This window comes from Geodermatophilus sp. URMC 60, from assembly GCF_053502585.1.
In genome coordinates, this window is the sequence record NZ_CP199958.1 from 4,230,977 (window position 1) to 4,251,263 (window position 20,287).

Sequence of the window (20,287 nt, forward strand, 5' to 3'; positions counted from 1 at the left end):
CCGACGGTTCCCCGGCTCGCGCTGGGGGATCAGTCCTGGAAGTCGGTGCTGACGCTCAGCTCTTCCCACTCATCGGCCTCGGCGAGGGCCGTGCCGAGCACCCGCCGGTAGCTGGTCAGGGCGTCGCTGCCCAGCAGCAGCATCGCCGGCGGATCGGCGGACTCCACGGCGGTGAGGATGGCCCGGCCGGCGCGCGCCGGGTCGCCTGGCTGGGTTCCGTGCGTCGTGTCGCGTTCCTTGCGTCGCTTGCCCGCCGTCCCGGCATAGTCGTCGATCACGGTCCGGGACTGGGTCAGCGAGCGACCCGAGAACTCCGTGCGGAATCCGCCGGGCGCGACGACCGTCACCGAGATGCCCAGCGGGTGCAGCTCGTCGCGCAGGGAGCCGGACATCCCCTCGAGTGCCGCTTTCACCGCCGCGTAGTAGCCCGATCCCGGTGGCTTGACGTGGGCCCCGATCGAGGAGACGTTGACGATCGCGCCCGCGCGGCGTGCCCGCATCCCGGGCAGCACCGCCTTGATCATGCTCACCGACCCGAAGAAATGGGTCTCGAACAACGCACGGACGTCGGCGTCCTCACCTTCTTCGACCGCGGCGCGGTACCCGTACCCGGCGTTGTTGACCAAGACGTCGACGGCGCCGAAGCGATCCTCGGCCTGGTGAGAGACAGCGGCCGCTCGCGCCGGGTCGGTGACGTCCAACGCCGCGCCCAGCACGCGGTCCGGAGCCCGCTCCACGAGGTCGGCGACCTTGGCCTCGTCGCGCGCGGTGACCACGGCGTGGTGGCCGGCCTCGATGACTGCTTCGGCAAGGGCCCGACCGAGCCCGGTCGAGCAGCCGGTGATGAGCCAGGTGGACATCATGTTCCTCTCCGAGGGTGGTCCTGTGCGGGTTGCGGAGGCCCAGACGGTCGACCGCGACCGCGTCACCCGCTCCCGGCTCTGCAGGCAGGTTCCCCACCCGATATCGATCCGAACCACACACGGGGAAGCCGCTCACGAGCGCGTGCACTACGCGCCGGCGCCCGTGCGCGCACGGCTCCCCAGGCCGGCGTGGACGCCGGTCGCGGGACTCGGGGAGGATGGCCACGCCATGGTCACAGCCCCGCCGCCCGCCCGACCGGCCCGTGCCCCGCACGCAGCCGACCCCCGGCCGTGACCGTCCTCCGGGAGTACGGGTGATCAGCCGGTTGCTCCTGCTCGGTGCCACGGGCGACCTCGCCGGGCGGTTCCTGCTGCCCGCGCTCGCCCGGCTGTCGGCCGACGGCCGGATGCCCGACAGCCTGCAGGTCGTGGGCGGCGCCTCCCAGGACTGGGACGACCGGACCTTCCGATCGCACGTGGCCACCCGGTTGCAGCAGCACGCCGGGGACGTACCGACCGAGGTGCGCAACGCGCTCGTCGATCGCCTCCGGTACCGGGCGGTCGACCCCAGGGAGCCCGGCACCGTCGCCGCCGCGGTGCAGGCCTTGAATGACGGCGGCGGTGCCACTGACCAGGCGGCGGTTGCGGTCTACCTGGCCCTGCCCCCGGCGCTGTTCCCGGCGATGCTGGGCGCGCTCGGCGGCGCGGACCTGCCGGCCGGCAGCCGCATCGCGGTGGAGAAGCCGTTCGGCACCGATCTGGCGAGCGCGGTGGCACTGAACGAGCTGCTCACCCGCGTGACCGGTGGCGTCCAGGAGGCCGCGTTCCGCGTCGACCACTTCCTCGGGATGCCGACGGTGCACGCGCTGCTCGACCTGCACGCGCCCGGCCGCTCGCTGGCCCCTGTCTGGAACAGTGCCGCCATCGCGCAGGTCGACGTGCTGTGGGAGGAGACGCTGGGGCTCGAGAGCCGGGCGGACTTCTACGACCGGACCGGCGCCGTCCGGGACGTGATGCAGAACCACATGCTCCAGGTCCTGACCCTCGTCGCGATGGAGCTGCCGGCCGGGCCGACCGAGGCCGACCTGCATGCGGCCAAGCTGGAGCTGCTGCGGTCGGTCCGCGTGCTCTCCGCCGCGGAGGTCCCCTTCCGGACCCGACGGGCGCGCTACACCGCCGGGACGCTGAGCGGGACAGGCGCCACCGGCGGTCGGACCGTGCCCGGCTACACCGACGAGGACGGCGTCGACCCCGCTCGCGGCACCGAGACCTACGCCGAGCTGCTCCTGGAGCTGGACACCCCTCGGTGGACCGGCACCCGGTTCGTGCTCCGCACCGGCAAGGCGATGGGGACACTCCGCAAGGGGGTGGGCCTCCACTTCCGGACCGCCGCGCCGGCGCGCGACCCGCAGGACGCCGAGCGGGTGACCGCCGACCGGCTGTGGATCGAGCTCGATGCGCCGGAGAAGGGTCGGCAGCCTGGTGTGCAGGTGGCCGCCCCCGGCGAGCGCACCGCGTACGGCCAGGTCCTGACCGACCTCCTGTCCGGGAGCAGCCGACTCTCGGTGAGCGGCGAGGAAGCCGAGCAGGCCTGGCGGATCATCGATCCGGTGCTGCAGGCGTGGGCCCAGGACGCCGTGCCGATGCTGGAGTACCCCGCCGGCGCGGCCGGTCCTCCCCTGCTCGAGGAGACCGCCGGCCCGAGGCGGTGGTGAGCGTCCGAGGCGGACCAGCACCGTCTGGTTCGGGGCCTGCTCGCACGGAACCGCCTCGTGCGCCGTCCGCTGTCGGCCCCTGGAGCCGTTGCAGGCCGGTGGAGCCCCAGCCTCACCTGCATGCGTGCTGTGCAGATCACCCGCTTCGGCGGTCCCGAGGTCCTCGACGTCGTCGGCATCCCCGAGCCGGAAGCCGGCCCGGATCAGAAGGTCTACGACGTCTCCACCGCCGGCATCAACTTCGCCGACACCCACCACGGCCACAGTGCGCAGAAGACGGTCGGATGAGAGCGGCGGCTCGCTGACCACCTTCCATGACGCCCGACTAGCTCTCGACCCCAGAGCCTTCCTGCGCCGCGCCGACACGTCGAAAGCCGGGACACCGGGCAACCTCACCGGTCCGAACTCGCAGGACAGGGACCGTCGCAGTGAGCTATCCCCCCGCGAAGTGGCCGAAGTGGCGTCGGTGGTCCCCCGGGGTGGTGTTCAGCCGACGACGGAACGCGCGGTTCATGGTCTCCGGCGCCCCGAACCCGCAGGTGCGCGAGATGTGGTCGATGGCGTGACTGGTCGTCTCGAGGAGCCGGCAGGCTGCCTCCACCCGCAACCTCTCCACGTGCTCGCTGGGTGTCACGTCGACCTCGGCCTTGAACACCCGGCTGAACTGCCGCTCGGACAGGTGGACGCGCCGCGCCAACGCGGGCACCGACAGGTCGGCAGCGAGGTGGTCGGGCAACCACGCCAGTAGCTCGCGCAGCGGTTCGCTCTCGGCGGCCTGGGCGGCCAGCATCGTGGAGAACTGCGCCTGCCCGCCGGACCGGCGCAGGTAGACCACCAGGTGCCGCGCGACCGCAGCCGCCGCCCGGGCGCCGTGGTCCTCCGCGACCAGGGCCAGCGCCAGGTCGATGCCCGCGGTCACGCCCGCGGAGGTCCAGACGTCGCCGTCCCGCACGTAGATCGAATCGCCGTCGACCGACACCTCGGGGTAGGCGGTCGCCAGCAGCCGGCACTCGGCCCAGTGCGTGGTCGCGCGCCGCCCGTCCAGCAAGCCGCCGGCCGCCAGGACGAAGGCCCCGGAGCAGACCGAGGTGATCCGGCGGGCGCTGCTCGCCAGCCGCCGGACGTGACCCAGCAACTGCTCGTCCGCGCAAGCCTCGTCCATGTCCCGGCCGCCAGCGACCACGAGCGTGTCCACCGGCCCCGGGACGTCCGGGAGCGGGGTGGTGTCGAACGACAGCCCGGAGCTGGCCTGCACCGGACCGCCCAAGGTGCTCACCACCTGCGTGCGGTACTCCGCCCGTGGCACGAGGCGGGTGGCGCTGGAGAACACTTCCAGCGGGCCGGTGACGTCGAGGATCTGCGCCGACGGGAAGGCCACCACCGCGACATCGAGAGCGGCCACGGCGACACGGTACGGGGCGGCATGGCCGAATTCGTCAAGTCTTCGTCCTGGCGCCGCCGGCACCGGTGGCTCAGTGTCGGACCGTGCCCGCGACCGCTGCCCCGCCCCTGCCGACCGAGCCCACGGGCGCGCCACCGAGGAACAGCGCCCGGGCATCCGGACGTCGCCTGGCCTGGCTGGTGGCTTTCTCGGTCGCCGTCGGCCCGCTCGCTGCGGTGGGGCTCGCGCTGGGCGTCGTGGCCGGTGCGCCCGAGCACGTGCTCACTGGAACGGGACTGCTCGGACTGTCGGTGGGATGGGCCGCGCTGGCGCTCGGCTCGTCGGCGTGGACCGATCGGCCGCAGCGCTGGGCGACGGTGCCGGCGGCCGCTCTGGGTGCCGTCGGGGCGGCGCTGCTGGTCCTGGCACCCGGCGAGCGGGTCCTGACCGCTGCCGGCTGGGTCTGGCCACCTCTCCTCCTGGCGCTCGCGGCCTGGACCACCCTTCGTGCCGTTCGGTCAATGCGTCTGCGCCTTCCCTTCTGGCTGCTCTCCCCCGCCCTGGTCCTGCTGATCATCTGCTCCGTCGGCGGCGGTGCGGCGACCCTGCGGGCTGCGCTCGCCGGTGACCCGCCGCCCATGCCCGGGCAGCTGTACGACGTCGGGGGCCACCGGCTGCACCTGTCCTGCACCGGCTCGGGCGGCCCGACCGTCGTGCTGGTGGGTGGGATGGGTGAGACGTCCGCCACCTGGGGACTCGTGCAGCCTGCGATCGCCGGGACGACGAGGGTCTGTTCCTACGACCGGGCGGGTCAGGCGTGGAGCGACAGCTCGCCCGGACCGACGGACGGCGGGCAGGTGGCTGCCGACCTGCACGCGCTGTTGCGCCGAGCGGGCGAGCCAGGTCCGTACGTGCTGGCCGGGCACTCCGTGGGCGGCCCGTACGCGATGGTCTACGCCGCGCAGTACCCCGACGACGTCGCCGGCCTGGTCCTGCTGGACTCCTCGAGTCCGCACCAGTTCACCGCGCTGCCCGACTACCCGGGGAGCTACGCGTTCCTGCGGCGGTTCACGGCGCTGCTTCCCACCCTCGTGCGCCTCGGTGCCGGCCCGCTGCTGGACTCCGGCGTCGCGGGGGACCTACCTTCAGCGGCCCAGGCGCAGCTGCAGGCCTTCGCCTGGGGCACGCGGCAGCTGCGGGCCGAGCGTTACGAGGTGGCGGCCTACCCCGAGCTCTTCGAGCAGGCGCAGGCCCTGGAAGGCGTCGGCAGCACGCCCCTGGTCGTGGTCACTGCCACCACCGGCGACCGCCAGGTGGGCTGGTCGGCCGCCCAGGACGACCTGGCCGACCTCTCCCCCACCAGCGACCACCGGCTCGTGCCGGCGACGCACAGTTCACTGCTCCTGGATGACTCCGACTACACCTACAGCGTCTCCGCCATCGAGGACGTGGTGCAGGCGGCGAGGACCAGCTCAGCGGTGGCGGAACCGTGACCGGAGCCGCCCGACCGACACGGGGACCCGATGCCCAGCTGGCCGCCGTGGCCGAGCGCGGACACCGGCCGACAGCCGGACCGCGATGGGCAGCCATGCCGGCTCGCGTGATGCGCGCGCCGGCGGCGTGGGGCGTGGTGTTCGGAGGTCTGCAGGCGGCGTCGCCGTTGGCCTTTCCCTGGCTGACCCCCTCCACCGTCTACGCGTTGGGGCTCACGCTCATCGCGGCCGTGTACGTGGGGTTCAGCGTCGCGGACGGGCGGCCAACGGTCATCGGCGTCGAAACCGGCGCCGCTTCCGTCTTCATCGTCATCGCCGCGGTCGCGGTGACCGGACCGGCCTGGCTGACCGTCGGCGGACTGGCAGGCCACGGCCTCAAGGACCTCTGGCAGCACCGAACCGCCTTCGTAGCCAACACTCGGTGGTGGCCGTTGTTCTGCGCCGTCGTCGATCTCGTCGCTGCCACTGCCATCGCACTGATGACGATGACCCACCGCGGCTTCTCGCTCTGAGGGCCGTCGAGCCTCCAGCGGCATGTCAGAGGAGGTCGTCGACCGACGCACAGCCGTGGCTGACCGAACAGCTGCCCCAGCATGTGCCTCAGGCTCCACCTTCGCTCCAGAGCCGGAAGCTGCAGGTCGGCCGGTACCGCTTCGTCGGCGCCGTCCCTTAGCGTCCTCTCCATGCGCGCTGTGCAGATCACCCGCTTCGGCGGCCCCGAAGTCATGGACGTCGTCGACCTGCCCGACCCCACCCCAGGGCCCGGTCAGCAGCTCTACGGGGTGAGCTCCGCGGGAGTCAACTTTGCCGACACGCACCAGATCGAGAACAGCTACCTCGCCGCCCAGCAGCTGCCGCTGGTGCCGGGCGCGGAGTTCGTGGGCACGACGGCCGGCGGCGGCGCGCGGGTTGTCGGCCTGCTCGACGGCGGCGGCTACGCCGAGAAGGTCGTCGCGCACCCGCGGCTGACCTGGCAGGTGCCCGAGGGCGTGACCGACGAGCAGGCGCTGGCCGTCGTCCTGCAGGGCAGCACCGCCTGGCACCTGCTGCGCACCAGCGCCCACCTGGCCGCCGGGGAGACCGTCGTCGTCATCGCCGGCGCCGGCGGCGTCGGGTCGCTGGCCGTGCAGCTGGCCCGCCGCTGGGGTGCCGGCCGGGTGATCGCCACCGCGTCGAGCCCGGAGAAGCGGGCGTTGACCGAGGAGCTGGGCGCCGACGCGTCGGTCGACCCCGCCCTGGCCGACGACGACCCCAAGGCCTTCACCGCCGCCCTGCGCGAGGCCAACGGCGGCCGGGCGGTCGACGTCGTCCTGGAGATGACCGGCGGCAACGTCTTCGCCGGCTCGCTGGCCGCGCTGGCCCCGTTCGGCCGGGTGGTCACCTACGGGATGGCCGCCCGCCAGGAGACCGCCGCCGTCCCGCCGGGGATGCTGCTGCAGAAGAGCCGCGCGGTCGTCGGCTTCTGGCTGGCGCACTGCATGGTGCGGCCGTCGATGCTCGACGACGCGATGACCGAGCTGCTCCCGCTGGTAGCCGACGGCGCGCTGCGCCCGGTCGTCGGCGGGCGCTATCCGCTGTCCGCCGTCCGCGAGGCGCACCAGGACCTGCTGGCCCGCCGCACCACCGGCAAGCTCGTCCTCGACCCCAGCCGCTGAGCAACGGCGGCGGCCTGGCCGCCGCCCAGCTCTCCCCTCCCGACGCTCGGGCGCTGCTTCCCACGGGAAGCAGCGCCCGAGCATCCACGGAGCGTGCCGTGCTCGTCGCGGGGCAGCGTCCCTTACAGCAGGCGGTTGGTCCAGAGCAGGCTGAGGACGACGCCGAGCAGCGCGAACAGCACCCCGCCGCGGACGAACCAGTAGCTGACGTCGCGCGGCTCGGTCGTGTAGCCGATCTGGCTGCCGAGGTCCTGGTAGACCTGCTCGAGCTCCGCGGCGCTGGCCGCCTCGCTGTAGCTGCCGCCGGTCTGGTCGGCGATGTCCTCGAGCGTCGCGCGGTCCACCGGCACCGGCACCCGCTCGCCGTCGAGGTCCAGGGTGCCGTAGTCGGTGCCGAACGCGATGGTGGAGACCGGGATGCCGGCGTCCAGCGCCGCGTCGACGGCCTGGGTGTCGGGGCGGCCCACGGTGTTGTAGCCGTCCGAGAGCAGCACGATCCGCGCCGGCGGCACCTCCTCGCCGTCGGCGTCCAGCGACGACTGGAAGTTCTCGATCGCGGTCAGCGAGGTGAACACCGCCTCGCCGATCGCGGTCGACTCGGCCAGCTCCAGGTTGTCGATCGCGGTGCGCACCTGGCCGCGGTCGGTCGTCGGGGTCACCACCGTGGTCGCCGTGCCGGCGAAGGACACCAGCCCGAGGTTGATCCGCTCGGGCAGCACGTCGACGAACTGCTTGGCCGCCACCTGCATCGCCTCGAAGCGGCTGGGCTCGATGTCGGTCGCCTGCATCGACAGCGAGACGTCGACGGCCATGACCACCGTGGCGCGCTCCCGGGGCACCCGCACCTCGGTGCTGGGCACCGCCAGGGACACGATGAGGCCGGCCAGCCCGAGCGCAACCAGCCCGAAGGCCAGGTGCCGCCGCCAGCCGGGCCGCTTGGGCACCAGCGTGCCCAGCAGCGCGACGTTGGTGAACCGGGCGGCGTAGGCCTTGCGGCGCAGCTGCAGCACCACGTACAGCGCCACCAGCGCGACGACGGCCAGCAGGCCCAGCAGCCACCACGGTGCCTGGAAGCTCATCGGGAGGCTCCTCCGCTGCCGGCACGCCGGCGGTCGCGACGGCTCATCGGGGTCTGGAACGTCATCGGGACGCACCTCCGGAGCCCGCACGTCGCCGGTCCGCGACGTACCTGACGACGTCCATCAGCCAGTCGCGATCCGTGCGCAGCTGCAGGTGCCCGGCGCCGGCGCGGCGCAGGGCCGCGGCGATCGCCCGCCGCTGGGCCGCCGCGCCCTCGGCGAAGCGGGCCCGGAACCCGGCGTCCCCGGTGGGCACCTCGAGGGTCTGCCCGCTCTCCGGCTCGACGACGGTGAGCAGGCCGACGTCGGGCAGCTCGAGCTCCCGCGGGTCGACCACCTCGATGGCCAGCAGCTCGTGGCGGGCCCCGAGGCCGCGCAGCGGGCGCTCCCAGTCCGGGACGCCCTGCGCGTCGGAGCCCAGGAAGTCCGAGACGACGACGACCAGGCCGCGGCGGCGCGGCGGGCGGCGCAGCGACTCCAGCGCGGCGGCGAGGTCGCCCCGGCGCCCGCCGGCCGCCCGCGGCGTCGCGACCACCGCGCGCAGCAGCCGGTCGGCGGCCAGCCGGCCCGCGGTGGCCGGGTAGCGGTCGACGCGTTCGCCGGTGGTGACGACGGCGCCGAGGCGGTTGCCGCCGCGGACGGTGAGGTGGCTGACCGCGGCCAGCCCGGCGATCGCCAGGTCGCGCTTGGTGCAGTTGGCGGTGCCGAAGTCCAGGCTGGCCGAGAGGTCGACCACCGCCCAGGTCTCCAGCTCGCGGTCGGCGACCGTCTCGCGCACGTGCGGCACCTGGGTGCGCGCGGTCACCGGCCAGTCCATCCGCCGGACGTCGTCCCCCGGGTGGTAGGTGCGCGAGTCGCCGGCCTCGGTGCCCGAACCCGGCACCAGACCCAGGTGGTCGCCCTGCAGCAGCCCGTCGAGCCGGCGCCGGACGGTCAGCTCCAGTCGCTGCAGCAGGACGTCGGCCGGGCCCTCGGCGAACTGCGGCGGCGCGCCGCCGGACCCGGGCGTGTGGGCGTGGTTCCCCGCCCCCGGGTCGATGCCGGAACCCGGGGTGGGCGGAGAGCCGGCCTGCTCCGGAGCCTGTTCCGGAGTCGTGGCGCCGCCGGACCGGCGACGCAGGATCACGCCGGCGAGGACCCGCGCTCGGCGCCGTTGGCCGACGCGTCCGGGCGGCCGTGCGGGGCAGGGGCGGGCTGCCCCTGGACCGGCTGGCCCGGGCCACCGAAGGGCCCCGACGGTGGCAGCGGACCGGGCTGCCCGGCGCCGTTGTAGGGCTGACCGGGCTGGCCGTACGGCGGTCCGGGCGGGCCGAACTGGGGCGCCCCGAACGGCGGCGCGGACGGCGGCGCGGCCGGCACCGAGGGGCCGCCGGGGCTGCCCGGGCCGAAGCCGCCGGAGTGCTGCCGCGGAGCCACCTGCGGCAGCGGCACGGTCTGCAGGATCCGCTTGACCACGTGGTCGGCGGGCACACCGTCGGCCAGCGCGTCGTAGGACAGCACGAGCCGGTGGCGCAGCACGTCGGCGGTGACGTCGAGGACGTCCTGCGGCAGCACGTAGTCGCGGCCGCGGATCAGCGCCAGCGCGCGGCTCGCGGCGATCAGCCCGAGGGAGGCACGCGGGCTGGCGCCGTAGGAGACCCAGGAGGCGACGTCCTCCATGCCGTGCTCGCGCGGCGCGCGGGTGGCGACCACGAGCCGGACGACGTAGTCGACCAGGGCGTGGTGCACGAACACCTGCGAGGCGGTGCGCTGCATGCGGACCAGGTCGTCGGGGCCGAGCACGGTCTCGGCCACCGGCGGGGTCGACCCCATCCGGTAGATGATCTCGCGCTCCTCCTCCGGGCTCGGGTAGTCGACGAGCACCTTCATGAGGAAGCGGTCGCGCTGGGCCTCGGGCAGCGGGTACACGCCCTCGGACTCGATCGGGTTCTGGGTGGCCAGCACGAGGAACGGGTCGGGCAGCGGGTGGGTGACCCCGCCGATCGACACCTGGCGCTCGGCCATGACCTCCAGCAGCGCCGACTGCACCTTCGCCGGCGCGCGGTTGATCTCGTCGGTGAGGACGAAGTTGGCGAACACCGGGCCAAGCTCGGTGTCGAAGGCGTCCTGCCCGGCCTTGTAGATGCGGGTGCCGATGATGTCGGCCGGGACCAGGTCGGGCGTGAACTGCAGGCGGGCGAAACGACCGCCGACGACCGTGGCCAGCGTCTCCACGGCGAGGGTCTTGGCCACGCCGGGGACGCCCTCGAGCAGCACGTGCCCCCGGGCCAGCAGCGAGACGAGCATCCGCTCGACCAGCCGGTCCTGGCCGACGATCACCCGCTTGATCTCGAACAGCACCCGCTCCAGACGGGCGGCGTCGACCGACGGCGGGATCGGCTGCCCGGTCGACGGCTCGAGCGGGGTGCTGGCGGCGCTGCTCACGGAACTCCCTGGTCGTGCCGGTCCACGGCCCCGCATCCAGTGGGACGTTCCGGGGTCGGCGACGGGCGGCGTGCCCGTCCCCGCCAGTGTCCTACACGTTCCTGGACCGCAGCCGGGCGCGCACGCGGACGAGCCGACCGGACACCCGGGGTGACCGACGCGGGCCCTGCACGCGGCGCGTGCACACCCCTGCCCGCAGCCTGCGCTGACTGCTAGCCTCGGCGGTGCGTCGGGCAGCTCCCCCCGTGGCTGCCCGACGCCCTTCCTCCTAGGCCGTCGGCCGCACCGCGCCGTAGTAGTCGCTGCCGAACCACATGGCCGAGACCCGCACGACGTCCCCGCTCTGCGGCGCCTGGACGACCTGGCCGCCGCCGATGTAGAGCGCCACGTGGTAGATCGACGTGTAGTCCGCGGTCTCGCCCCAGAACACCAGGTCGCCGGGCTGCAGGTCGTCGGCGGCCACCGTCCGGTCGCGGAAGCGCCAGTACTGCTCGCGGCTGGTGCCGCCGATCCGGATGCCGGCCCGCGCGTAGGCGTACTCGGTCAGCCCTGAGCAGTCGAACCCGAAGACGTCGGTGTCCGGCGGGATGCCCCACGTCGGGCCGTTCGCGTTGCCGCCGCCCCAGCTGTAGGGCAGCCCGCGCTGGCTCTTCGCCGCCGCGATCGCCCGGTCCACCACCGACCCCGTGGGCGCGCCGGCCGTGGTGTCGGTACCGGTCGGCGACCCGCCGCCGGAGGACCACGAGGACGACCCGGACGAGGACCCGGACGAGGGGCCGGCGGACGACGTGCTCCGCGACGAGGACCCGGCCGTCGACGGGGCCGACGGCGGAGTCGGCGCCGGCGGGCGGGCCTGCGCCGCGGCAGCGGCGGCCTCGGCGGCAGCGGCCGCGGCAGCCGCACCCTGGGCGCCGTAGAGGACCTCCTGCGCCTCGGCGAGCTCGGCCTCCAGCACCTGCCGCCGGTCGGCGAGCGCGGCGGCCTGGGCGCGCGCCGAGACCTCCTGCTCCTGGGCGCTGTCCAGGGCTCCGGCCGCCGCGGCCTCGGCCTCGTCGGCCGCCTGCACCGCGACCTGCGCGGCGTCGTCGGCGGCGGCGGCCTGCTGCTCGAGGACGGTCAGCTCGGCGACGACGTCCGCCCGGTGGTCGCCCGCGGCCTCGAGCAGGGCGGCCCGCTCCACCAGCTGGGCCGGGCCGTCGGCGCTGACGAGCGCGGCCGCACCGGGGTTCGTGCTGCCCTGCATGTAGCTCGACCGTGCGAAGGCGACCACCTGGTCGCGGCCGCGCTCCAGCTCGGCGGCGGCCCGCTCGGCGGCTGCGGCGGCGGCCTCGGCCGCGACCTGCGCCTCCTGCAGGGCGGCCTGCCGGACCTCGTACTCCTGGAGCGCGATCTGGGCGCCCCGGCGGGCCGAGTCCACCCGCTCCTGGGCGGCCGCGAGCTGCGCGCCGATCTCGCCGACGCGGGCGGCCGCGGCGTCGCGCTCGACCTGCGCGGCAGCGACCCCGTCGTCCCCGGGAGCAGCCACGGCCGTCCCCGGCACCAGCCCGGCCAGGACCAGCGCGGTGAGCGCCGTCCCGGCTCCGCGCACCAGCCACCTGGAGCGCCTGGGATGGCTCTCCCGCTCGTCCGTCCTGCCCACGTCCCCGACCTCTCCCACGACCTCGTCGACCGGCGCCCGGAGGCGCGCTCCGGTGCCGGAACGACAAGATCAGGGAGGCGGTTGAGCGGGCACTCCCCACATGGGGGGAGGCCGCTGCCGGAACTGGGGTGTCGGGCGGGGCCTGCCAGGGGCTAGTTCACCTGGCGGTCGGAGCCCGACCAGAAGCCCTCGCGCAGCTTGAACTTCTGGATCTTCCCGGTGGCCGTGCGCGCCAGCTCGTCGCGGAACTCCACCCGCTTGGGGATCTTGTACCCGGCGATCCGGCTCCGGCAGTGGGCGACGATCTCCTCGGCGGTGACCTGCTGGCCCTCGGCGACCACCACCAGGGCGGTCACCATCTCGCCCCACTTCTCGTCCGGCACGCCGATGACCGCGACCTCGGCGACCGCCGGGTGGCTGAAGACCGCGTCCTCCACCTCGATCGACGAGACGTTCTCGCCGCCGGTGATGATCACGTCCTTCTTGCGGTCGGAGATGGTGAGGTAGCCGCCCTCGTCGATGCTGCCGCCGTCCCCGGTGTGGAACCAGCCCCCCTCGAGCGCCTCGGCCGAGGCGTCGGGGTTCTGCCAGTAGCCGGCGAGCACCGTGTTGCCCCGGGCGAGGACCTCGCCGGACTCGCTGACCTGCAGCCGGGTGCCCAGCGCCGGCACGCCGGCGCGGGAGAGCCGCCTGGCCCGCTCCTCGGGGTCCAGGTCGTCGTACTCGGCGCGCGGCCGGTTGATCGTGATCAGCGGCGCGGTCTCGGTGAGGCCGTAGATCTGGTTGAACTCCCAACCCAGCTCCGCCTCGACCCGGGCGATCGTCTTCGAGGGCGGCGGGGCGCCGGCCACGATGATCCGCACCCGGTCGCGACCGGGGACCTCGCCGTCCCACTCGGCCGCGGCGTCGAGGACGGCGTTCCACACCGCCGGCGCCCCGGCCATGACGGTCACGCCGTGCCGCTCGACCCGCCGCAGGATCTCCGGGCCGTCGACCTTGCGCAGCACCACCTGGCGGGCTCCGACCCCGGCCGAGCTGTAGGGCAGGCCCCAGCCGTTGCAGTGGAACATCGGCAGCGTGTGCATGTAGACGTCGCGGTCGCTGAGCTGCATGTGCATCGCGAAGGTGACCGCGTTGACCCACTCGTTGCGGTGGGTCATCTGCACGCCCTTGGGCCGGGCCGTCGTCCCGCTGGTGTAGTTGATCGTGGCGGTGGCGTCCTCGTCGGGCTCGGACCACGGCACCGGCTCGGTGTCGAAGCGCAGCAGCTGCTCGTACTCCTCGCCGGTGGTGAAGCGGTGCTCGGCCTCGACGCGCTTGAGCGAGGCCTCGAGCTCCGGATCGACGAAGAGCACCCGCGCGCCGCTGTGCCCGACGATGTAGCTGACCTCGTCCGGCTGCAGCCGGAAGTTCACCGGGACGACGACCCGCCCGGACGACGGCAGCGCGAGCAGGCACTCCAGCAGCCGGCCGGCGTTGTGGCTGACGACGGCGATCCGCTCGCCCTCCCCCACCCCGAGGGCGTCGAGCCCGGCCTGCAGCGCACGACCGCGCCGGGCCACTTCGCGGTAGGTGACCTCGCCCATCGACGGGGCGGGCTGGTTCGGCTCGTCGACGATGCCGACGCGATCGCCGTACACCAGCTCCGCGCGGTCGAGGAAGTCTCGGGTGGTCAAGGGCACGCGCATGCTGGGCTCCCGGGTCCTCGGGCCGACCAGCCGGTCGACCGCTCGACGTGGTGCGGATCACGCTAGCGGCCGTTCCCGGTCCGGTGTCCCCCGGATCAGCCGAGCAGCGTGGCCAGTGCGGCGGCGGTCCCGGCCGTCGCCGCGACCGCGCGGACGGTGTCGACCCGGAGCAGCCGGCGGTGCACGGCGTCGTCCCACGCCTCCCCCAGCCGGCGGTGCAGGGGGACGGCGCCCAGCGCGGTCACCCCCAGGACGACGGCCAGGCAGGCGGCGCCGGCCAGCACGGGTCCCAGCGGCGTCCCCTCGGGTCGGGCGGCGAGCAGCCACGGCGTCGTGACGCCCTGCCCGGCGAACAGCGGGCCCACCACCCGGCTGACCAACTGCTGGTGGCGGCGCTCGTAGGCCGGGAAGACCGCCGGCGGGACCAGCGCGAACTGCGGGTAGACCAGCGCCCGCACCGTCCACTGGAAGCCGGCGTAGGCCGCGGTCAGCGTCAGGTGCAGCGCCAGCAGCGTCACCTGTCCGGCCGCCCGGGAGACGTCCGCTTCGGTGGTCTGCCGCGCCAGGCCAGGCTCTGCGCGTCGAGCTCGCGCAGCAGCGGGTCGCCCTCGGCCAGCACCCGCTCGGCCAGCGCGACCGCGGCGGCCAGCTGGTCGTCGTCCAGCTGCGCGGAGGCCGGGGAGCGGCGCCGGTCCAGGACGTCGTACCAGCGACCGCCCACGGCGTGGTCGAGCAGGATCCGCCCGAAGCAGTGGTCGGTGGTCACCACCCACCGGTCGGCGCGGGCCCGGCGCGGCAGCTCGTCGTCCACCAGCGCGCGGTACCGGGCGTACAGCTGCTCCCGCGTCACGGTGCCAGCAACCGGGGCAGCGACGTCCCGATCGGCTCGCGCACCACCAGGTCGGCGAAGGCGTCGTAGGGGGTCGGCTCGGCGTTGACGACGACGACCCGCGCGCCGGACTGCGCGGCGAGGTCGGTCAGACCGGCCGCCGGGTGCACCGTCAGGGAGGTGCCGACGGCGAGGAAGACGTCGCAGTCGGTCGCCGCCTCGGCCGCGGCCTCGACGACCGCCGGGTCCAGCGCCTGGCCGAAGCTCACCGTGGCCGACTTGAGGATGCCGCCGCAGACGCGGCAGGCCGGGTCGGGCTCGCCGGCGTCGACACGGGCCAGCGCCTCGGCCATCGTCGTCCGGTCGCCGCAGGCCAGGCACTCGACGGCGTGCACCGTGCCGTGCAGCTCGACGACCAGCTCCGGCGAGGAGCCGGCCGCCTGGTGCAGGCCGTCGACGTTCTGGGTCAGCAGCGCCCGCAGCCGGCCCTGCCGCTCGAGGTCCACCAGGGCGTGGTGCCCGGCGTTGGGGCGCGCGTCGGGCGCGGTGTCGCGGCGCATCAGCCAGGCCCGGCGGCGGATGTCGGGGTCGGCGACGTAGTAGGACAGCGTCACGAGCTTCTCGGCGTCGGGGTCCCGGGTCCACACGCCGTTGGGTCCCCGGTAGTCGGGGATGCCGCTGTCGGTGGAGATGCCCGCGCCGGTGAGCACGGTCATCCGCCGGGCGCCGGTCAGCCAGCCGGGGACGGTCACGCCTCCACCGTAGGAGCCCGTCCCCCCGATGATCAGCTGGGATCAGCGTTGCGGCTCCTGGCTCACCACCGCTGCCGAGCCAGGAGCCGGGACGATCAGCTCACCTGATCGTCGAGGGGACGCGCCGGAGCCCCGTGAAGTCAGGGAAGGGTCGCCTCACCTCCGCGGGGTGGCGGGCTCCTGGGATGATGCAGGGTGGCAGGGAGCGCGACGGACGAGCTGAGGGGTAGGCGCAGAGAAGTGGCAGCCAGCAAGGACAGCTTCGGAGCGCGGGCGACGCTGAGCGTCGACGGCACCGACTACGACATCTACCGGCTCGACGCGGTGGAGGGCTCCGAGAAGCTGCCCTTCAGCCTCAAGGTGCTCCTCGAGAACCTGCTGCGCACCGAGGACGGCGCGGACATCACCGCCGACCACATCCGCGCGCTGGCGCACTGGGACCCGAACGCCGAGCCCGACCAGGAGATCCAGTTCACCCCGGCCCGCGTGGTCATGCAGGACTTCACCGGTGTCCCCTGCATCGTCGACCTGGCCACCATGCGCGAGGCCATGGCGGAGATCGGCGGCGACCCGCAGAAGATCAACCCGCTGGCGCCGGCCGAGCTGGTCATCGACCACTCGGTCATCGCCGACGTCTTCGGCACGCCGGAGTCCTTCGAGCGCAACGTCGAGATCGAGTACGAGCGCAACGGCGAGCGCTACCAGTTCCTCCGCTGGGGTCAGGGCGCCTTCACCGACTTCAAGGTGGTCCCGCCGGGCACCGGCATCGTGCACCAGGTCAACATCGAGCACCTGGCCCGCGTGGTCTTCCCGCGCCAGGAGGGCGACCGCGTCGTCGCCTACCCCGACACCTGCGTGGGCACCGACAGCCACACCACGATGGTCAACGGCCTGGGCGTGCTCGGCTGGGGCGTCGGCGGCATCGAGGCCGAGGCCGCGATGCTCGGCCAGCCCGTGTCGATGCTCATCCCGCGCGTCGTCGGCTTCAAGCTGACCGGTGAGCTGCCCGACGGCGCCACCGCCACCGACCTGGTCCTCACGATCACCGAGATGCTGCGCCAGCACGGCGTGGTCGGGAAGTTCGTCGAGTTCTACGGCGCCGGCGTCTCCGCCGTCCCGCTGGCCAACCGGGCCACGATCGGCAACATGAGCCCCGAGTTCGGCTCGACCGCGGCGATGTTCCCGATCGACGAGGAGACCATCACCTACCTGCAGCTGACCGGCCGCTCGGCCGAGCAGGTGGCGCTGGTCGAGGCCTACGCCAAGGAGCAGGGCCTCTGGCACGACCCGTCGCGCGAGCCGGCGTTCTCCGAGTACCTCGAGCTCGACCTCGCCACCGTCGTCCCGAGCATCGCCGGCCCGAAGCGCCCGCAGGACCGGGTCGCGATCACCGACGCCAAGGCCTCCTTCCGGGCCGCGCTCGTCGACTACGTCAAGGACGACGAGACCGGTGGCGACGACCGCAAGCCCGGCGTCCCGCAGCAGGAGCAGCCCTACGGCGTGGAGTCCGAGGCCGACGAGGCGTCCGCCGAGTCCTTCCCCGCGTCGGACCCGGTCAGCCCGTTCGCGCACGGCAACGGTGAGGCGGGCAAGCCGCACTCCGTCGTCCCGGACCGGGTGCCCGACCGCCCCTCCAAGCCGACCAGGGTCGTCATGGAGGACGGCACGGAGACCCACGTCGACCACGGCCACGTCGTGATCGCCGCGATCACCTCCTGCACCAACACCTCGAACCCGCAGGTGATGATCGGCGCGGCGCTGTTGGCCAAGAACGCCGTCGAGCGCGGCCTGACCTCCAAGCCGTGGGTCAAGACGACGCTGGCCCCCGGGTCCAAGGTCGTCATGGACTACTACGAGAAGGCCGAGCTCACCCCGTACCTGGAGAAGCTGGGCTTCTACCTGGTCGGCTACGGCTGCACGACCTGCATCGGCAACTCCGGCCCGCTCCCGGAGCCGGTGTCGAACGCGGTCAACGAGGCCGACCTCGCCGTCGTCTCGGTGCTCTCGGGCAACCGCAACTTCGAGGGCCGGATCAACCCCGACGTCAAGATGAACTACCTGGCCTCCCCGCCGCTGGTCATCGCCTACGCCCTGGCCGGCTCCATGGACGTCGACCTGAACAACGACCCGCTGGGTCAGGACCAGGACGGCAACGACGTCTTCCTGCGCGACATCTGGCCCTCGCCGCAGGAGGTCCAGCGGGTCATCGACCACGCCGTCTCGGCGGAGCAGTTCGGCCGCAGCTACGAGGACGTGTTCGCCGGCACCGAGCAGTGGCAGAACCTGCCCACGCCGACCGGGGACACCTTCGCGTGGGACCCCGAGAGCACCTACGTCCGCAAGCCCCCGTACTTCGAGGGCATGCCGGCCGAGCCCACTGCCGTGCAGGACATCACCGGTGCCCGCACCCTCGCCGTCCTGGGCGACTCGGTGACCACCGACCACATCTCCCCCGCCGGGTCGATCAAGGCCGACAGCCCAGCCGGGAAGTACCTGCGCGAGCACGGCGTGGAGCGGCGCGACTTCAACTCCTACGGCTCCCGGCGCGGGAACCACGAGGTGATGATCCGCGGCACCTTCGCCAACATCCGGCTGCGCAACCTGCTGGTGCCCGGCACCGAGGGTGGGGTCACGAAGAACCACCTGACCGGCGAGACGACGTCGATCTACGACGCCTCGGTCGCCTACCAGGAGCAGGGCATCCCGCTGGTCGTGCTGGCCGGCAAGGAGTACGGCTCCGGGTCGTCGCGCGACTGGGCGGCCAAGGGGACGGCGCTGCTGGGCGTCAAGGCGGTCATCGCCGAGAGCTACGAGCGGATCCACCGCTCGAACCTCATCGGCATGGGCGTCCTCCCGCTGCAGTTCCCGGCGGGCCAGGACCGGGAGTCCCTCGGCCTGACCGGCGACGAGGAGTTCGCCATCACCGGGATCACCGAGCTCGACTCCGGCTCGACCCCGCGCACGGTGGCGGTCTCGGCGAAGAAGGCCGACGGCTCGACCGTCGACTTCGACGCCACGGTGCGGATCGACACCCCCGGTGAGGCGAACTACTACCGCAACGGCGGGATCATGCAGTACGTGCTGCGCTCGCTGCGCGGCTGACCTCCCCCGCATGGACCTGGGCCTGGGCGGCCGCGGATACCTGGTCACCGGCGCGAGCCGGGGACTGGGGTTCGCGGCGGCCCAGGCCCTCGTCGTCGACGGGGCACGCGTGCTGGTGAACGCGCGCTCCGCCGACGCCGTGGACGCCGCGGTCGCCGCGCTGGGCGGGCCGCCGACGGCGCACGGCCTGGCCGCCGACCTCACCGGCGCCGACACGGCCGAGCGGCTGGTCGCGGCCGCCCGGGACCGGCTCGGCCGGGTCGACGGCGCGCTGATCAGCGTCGGCGGCCCCGAGCCCGGCACCGTGCTCGACACCCCCGAGGACGCCTGGCGGGACGGCGTGGAGAGCGTGCTGCTGGGCCCGCTCCGGCTGGTGAAGACGCTGATCCCGCACCTCGCCGCGGGGGCCGTGGTCGGCTTCGTGCTCTCCACCTCCGCCCGCTCCCCGCTGCCCGGCCTGGCGGTCTCGAACGGCCTGCGGCCGGGCCTGGCGATGACCGCCAAGCAGCTGGCCGACGAGCTGGCCCCCCGCGGGATCCGGGTGGTCGGGCTGCTGCCGGGCACCTTCGCCACCGAACTGGTCGCCGAGCGCGAGGACGCCTCCGGCGACCCGGCGCGGGCCCGCGCCCGCGCCGAGGCCGACATCCCCCTCGGCCGGGTCGGCGAGCCCGCCGAGTTCGGCCGGGTGGCCGCCTTCCTGCTCTCCCCCGCCGCCTCCTACGTCACCGGCACCACCGTCGCGGTCGACGGTGGTCGGCTGAGGACGCCGTGAGCCGACGTGGGCGTGAGCACGGCAGCGAGCGCCAGCGGGCGAGCGACGGAGCGGCCGCGGAGGCGAATCCATGGACACCGTGACCGACGTCCCCGTGCTGGTCGCCTGCGCGCACGGCACCCGCAACCCCACCGGACGGCGGCTGATCGCCGAGCTGGCCCTCGCCGCGCGGACGCTGCGCCCCGGCCTGGTCACCACGGCCGCGTTCGTCGACGTGCAGCCGCCCACGGTGGCCGACGTCGTGGCGGGCCTGGCCGGGGACGGCCGGCCGTCGGTCGTCGTCCCCCTGCTGCTCTCCGGCGGCTACCACGTGCACGTCGACATCGCCCGGGCCGTGCGGGAGCACGCCGCCGCGCGCGCCGCCCGCCCCCTGGGGCCGGACCCGCGGCTGGTCGCCGTCCTGCACGACCGGTTGCGCGCCACCGGCGCCGACCCCGACGACCCGGCCACCGCCGTAGCGCTCGCCGCCGCGGGCTCCAGCGACCCGCGCTCGGTGGCCGACGTCGACGCCACCGCGGCCGCCCTCCAGGAGCGCTGGACCGGGCCGGTGACGACCGGCTACGGCTCGGCCGCGCAGCCCCCGGTGCCCGAGGCGGTCGCCGCCGCACGGGCCGCCGGCGCCCGGCGGGTGGTGCTCGCCGCCTACCTGCTGGCGCCCGGCCACTTCCACGACAAGCTCAGCGGGGCGGGCGCGGACGCGGTCACCGCGCCCCTGCTGCCGGACGACCGCATCGCCGCAGTCCTGCTCGACCGCTACGACGCCGCGGTCGCCGCCTGGCCCGCCACGGGCTGACGCCCGGCGCCGTTCCGGGGATCATGAGTGCGGGCCTCCTCCGGGCCCCCGGACGAGCGGTGCCGTACCCGGACAGCGACAAGACGGCGCCCGTGGAGGCCG

18 protein-coding genes and 1 riboswitch are annotated in these 20,287 nt (G+C 74.2%); of the genes, 8 read left to right on the forward strand and 10 right to left on the reverse strand.

All coding sequences use genetic code 11. From position 1 onward, the window contains the following. Positions 1-29: 29 nt before the first annotated feature. The gene (locus ACWIX3_RS19975; protein ID WP_448609096.1) at positions 30-863 is read right to left on the reverse strand and encodes an oxidoreductase; all 834 of its coding nucleotides are present in this window, start codon (positions 861-863) and stop codon (positions 30-32) included. 314 nt (positions 864-1,177) lie between these two features. On the opposite strand from ACWIX3_RS19975, the gene ACWIX3_RS19980 reads away from it, so the two are divergent. Both ACWIX3_RS19980 and ACWIX3_RS19985 read left to right on the forward strand, forming a co-directional pair. Then, positions 1,178-2,578, forward strand: a complete 1,401-nt coding sequence (locus tag ACWIX3_RS19980; protein ID WP_448609097.1) for a glucose-6-phosphate dehydrogenase — start codon at positions 1,178-1,180, stop codon at positions 2,576-2,578. Between the two features lie 120 nt (positions 2,579-2,698). Then, on the forward strand, positions 2,699-2,866 hold the full coding sequence (locus tag ACWIX3_RS19985) for a Zn-dependent oxidoreductase (protein WP_448609098.1): 168 nt from the start codon (positions 2,699-2,701) through the stop codon (positions 2,864-2,866). Positions 2,867-3,011: 145 nt separating this feature from the next. Here the strand turns inward: ACWIX3_RS19985 and ACWIX3_RS19990 are convergent, their stop codons facing one another. After that, positions 3,012-3,980, reverse strand: coding sequence for a GlxA family transcriptional regulator (locus tag ACWIX3_RS19990; protein ID WP_448609099.1), 969 nt, complete (start codon positions 3,978-3,980; stop codon positions 3,012-3,014). An 83-nt stretch (positions 3,981-4,063) separates the two neighbouring features. Between ACWIX3_RS19990 and ACWIX3_RS19995 the strand changes: the two genes are divergently transcribed. From ACWIX3_RS19995 to ACWIX3_RS20005, 3 genes are all read left to right on the forward strand, one after another. Continuing rightward, entirely contained in the window at positions 4,064-5,452 is a 1,389-nt protein-coding gene (locus ACWIX3_RS19995) for an alpha/beta fold hydrolase (RefSeq protein WP_448609100.1), read from the forward strand. A gap of 107 nt (positions 5,453-5,559) precedes the next feature. Then, the gene (locus tag ACWIX3_RS20000; RefSeq protein ID WP_448609101.1) at positions 5,560-5,964 is read left to right on the forward strand and encodes a hypothetical protein; all 405 of its coding nucleotides are present in this window, start codon (positions 5,560-5,562) and stop codon (positions 5,962-5,964) included. A 171-nt stretch (positions 5,965-6,135) separates the two neighbouring features. Then, the gene (locus ACWIX3_RS20005; RefSeq protein ID WP_448609102.1) at positions 6,136-7,107 is read left to right on the forward strand and encodes a quinone oxidoreductase family protein; all 972 of its coding nucleotides are present in this window, start codon (positions 6,136-6,138) and stop codon (positions 7,105-7,107) included. 122 nt (positions 7,108-7,229) lie between these two features. Here ACWIX3_RS20005 and ACWIX3_RS20010 read toward each other — a convergent pair whose 3' ends face one another. From ACWIX3_RS20010 to ACWIX3_RS20045, 8 genes are all read right to left on the reverse strand, one after another. After that, entirely contained in the window at positions 7,230-8,186 is a 957-nt protein-coding gene (locus ACWIX3_RS20010; RefSeq protein ID WP_448609103.1) for a VWA domain-containing protein, read from the reverse strand. Positions 8,187-8,247: 61 nt separating this feature from the next. After that, positions 8,248-9,312: a DUF58 domain-containing protein gene (locus ACWIX3_RS20015; protein WP_448609104.1), complete on the reverse strand. Its 1,065-nt coding sequence runs from the start codon at positions 9,310-9,312 to the stop codon at positions 8,248-8,250. Next, positions 9,309-10,610, reverse strand: coding sequence for an AAA family ATPase (locus ACWIX3_RS20020; RefSeq protein ID WP_448609105.1), 1,302 nt, complete (start codon positions 10,608-10,610; stop codon positions 9,309-9,311). Before ACWIX3_RS20020 ends, ACWIX3_RS20015 begins: the two co-directional genes overlap by 4 nt. Positions 10,611-10,878: 268 nt before the next feature. Beyond that, a complete protein-coding gene (locus ACWIX3_RS20025) occupies positions 10,879-12,198 on the reverse strand; it encodes an NlpC/P60 family protein (RefSeq protein ID WP_448609106.1) in 1,320 nt (439 codons plus the stop codon). Between the two features lie 203 nt (positions 12,199-12,401). Continuing rightward, positions 12,402-13,937, reverse strand: coding sequence for a long-chain-fatty-acid--CoA ligase (locus ACWIX3_RS20030; protein WP_448609107.1), 1,536 nt, complete (start codon positions 13,935-13,937; stop codon positions 12,402-12,404). 95 nt (positions 13,938-14,032) lie between these two features. Continuing rightward, positions 14,033-14,455 carry a DUF1772 domain-containing protein gene (locus ACWIX3_RS20035; RefSeq protein WP_448609108.1) on the reverse strand — a complete coding sequence of 141 codons (423 nt, stop codon included), beginning with the start codon at positions 14,453-14,455 and terminating at the stop codon, positions 14,033-14,035. Then, positions 14,452-14,787 (reverse strand): hypothetical protein, encoded by a 336-nt coding sequence (locus tag ACWIX3_RS20040; RefSeq protein WP_448609109.1) that lies wholly within the window; start codon positions 14,785-14,787, stop codon positions 14,452-14,454. Before ACWIX3_RS20040 ends, ACWIX3_RS20035 begins: the two co-directional genes overlap by 4 nt. After that, positions 14,784-15,518, reverse strand: coding sequence for an SIR2 family NAD-dependent protein deacylase (locus ACWIX3_RS20045; protein WP_448609110.1), 735 nt, complete (start codon positions 15,516-15,518; stop codon positions 14,784-14,786). The genes ACWIX3_RS20040 and ACWIX3_RS20045 overlap by 4 nt, the downstream gene beginning before the upstream one ends. 240 nt (positions 15,519-15,758) lie before the next feature. Between ACWIX3_RS20045 and ACWIX3_RS20050 the strand changes: the two genes are divergently transcribed. From ACWIX3_RS20050 to ACWIX3_RS20060, 3 genes are all read left to right on the forward strand, one after another. Next, entirely contained in the window at positions 15,759-18,620 is a 2,862-nt protein-coding gene (locus ACWIX3_RS20050) for an aconitate hydratase (RefSeq protein WP_448609111.1), read from the forward strand. Positions 18,621-18,630: 10 nt separating this feature from the next. After that, on the forward strand, positions 18,631-19,392 hold the full coding sequence (locus tag ACWIX3_RS20055; protein WP_448609112.1) for an SDR family oxidoreductase: 762 nt from the start codon (positions 18,631-18,633) through the stop codon (positions 19,390-19,392). Between the two features lie 70 nt (positions 19,393-19,462). Continuing rightward, positions 19,463-20,185 (forward strand): sirohydrochlorin chelatase, encoded by a 723-nt coding sequence (locus ACWIX3_RS20060; protein ID WP_448609113.1) that lies wholly within the window; start codon positions 19,463-19,465, stop codon positions 20,183-20,185. A gap of 28 nt (positions 20,186-20,213) precedes the next feature. Further along, a riboswitch (guanidine-III (ykkC-III) riboswitch) is annotated at positions 20,214-20,278 on the forward strand. The last annotated feature ends 9 nt before the right edge of the window (positions 20,279-20,287 follow it).

Bases quoted from the DNA above. Each gene is read 5' to 3' on its own strand.
- ACWIX3_RS20010 (WP_448609103.1), bottom strand. From the start codon at position 8,186: ATGAGCTTCCAGGCACCGTGGTGGCTGCTGGGCCTGCTGGCCGTCGTC.
- ACWIX3_RS20055 (WP_448609112.1), top strand. From the start codon at position 18,631: ATGGACCTGGGCCTGGGCGGCCGCGGATACCTGGTCACCGGCGCGAGC.
- ACWIX3_RS20005 (WP_448609102.1), top strand. From the start codon at position 6,136: ATGCGCGCTGTGCAGATCACCCGCTTCGGCGGCCCCGAAGTCATGGAC.
- ACWIX3_RS19975 (WP_448609096.1), bottom strand. From the start codon at position 863: ATGATGTCCACCTGGCTCATCACCGGCTGCTCGACCGGGCTCGGTCGG.
- ACWIX3_RS20060 (WP_448609113.1), top strand. From the start codon at position 19,463: ATGGACACCGTGACCGACGTCCCCGTGCTGGTCGCCTGCGCGCACGGC.
- ACWIX3_RS20030 (WP_448609107.1), bottom strand. From the start codon at position 13,937: ATGCGCGTGCCCTTGACCACCCGAGACTTCCTCGACCGCGCGGAGCTG.
- ACWIX3_RS19985 (WP_448609098.1), top strand. From the start codon at position 2,699: ATGCGTGCTGTGCAGATCACCCGCTTCGGCGGTCCCGAGGTCCTCGAC.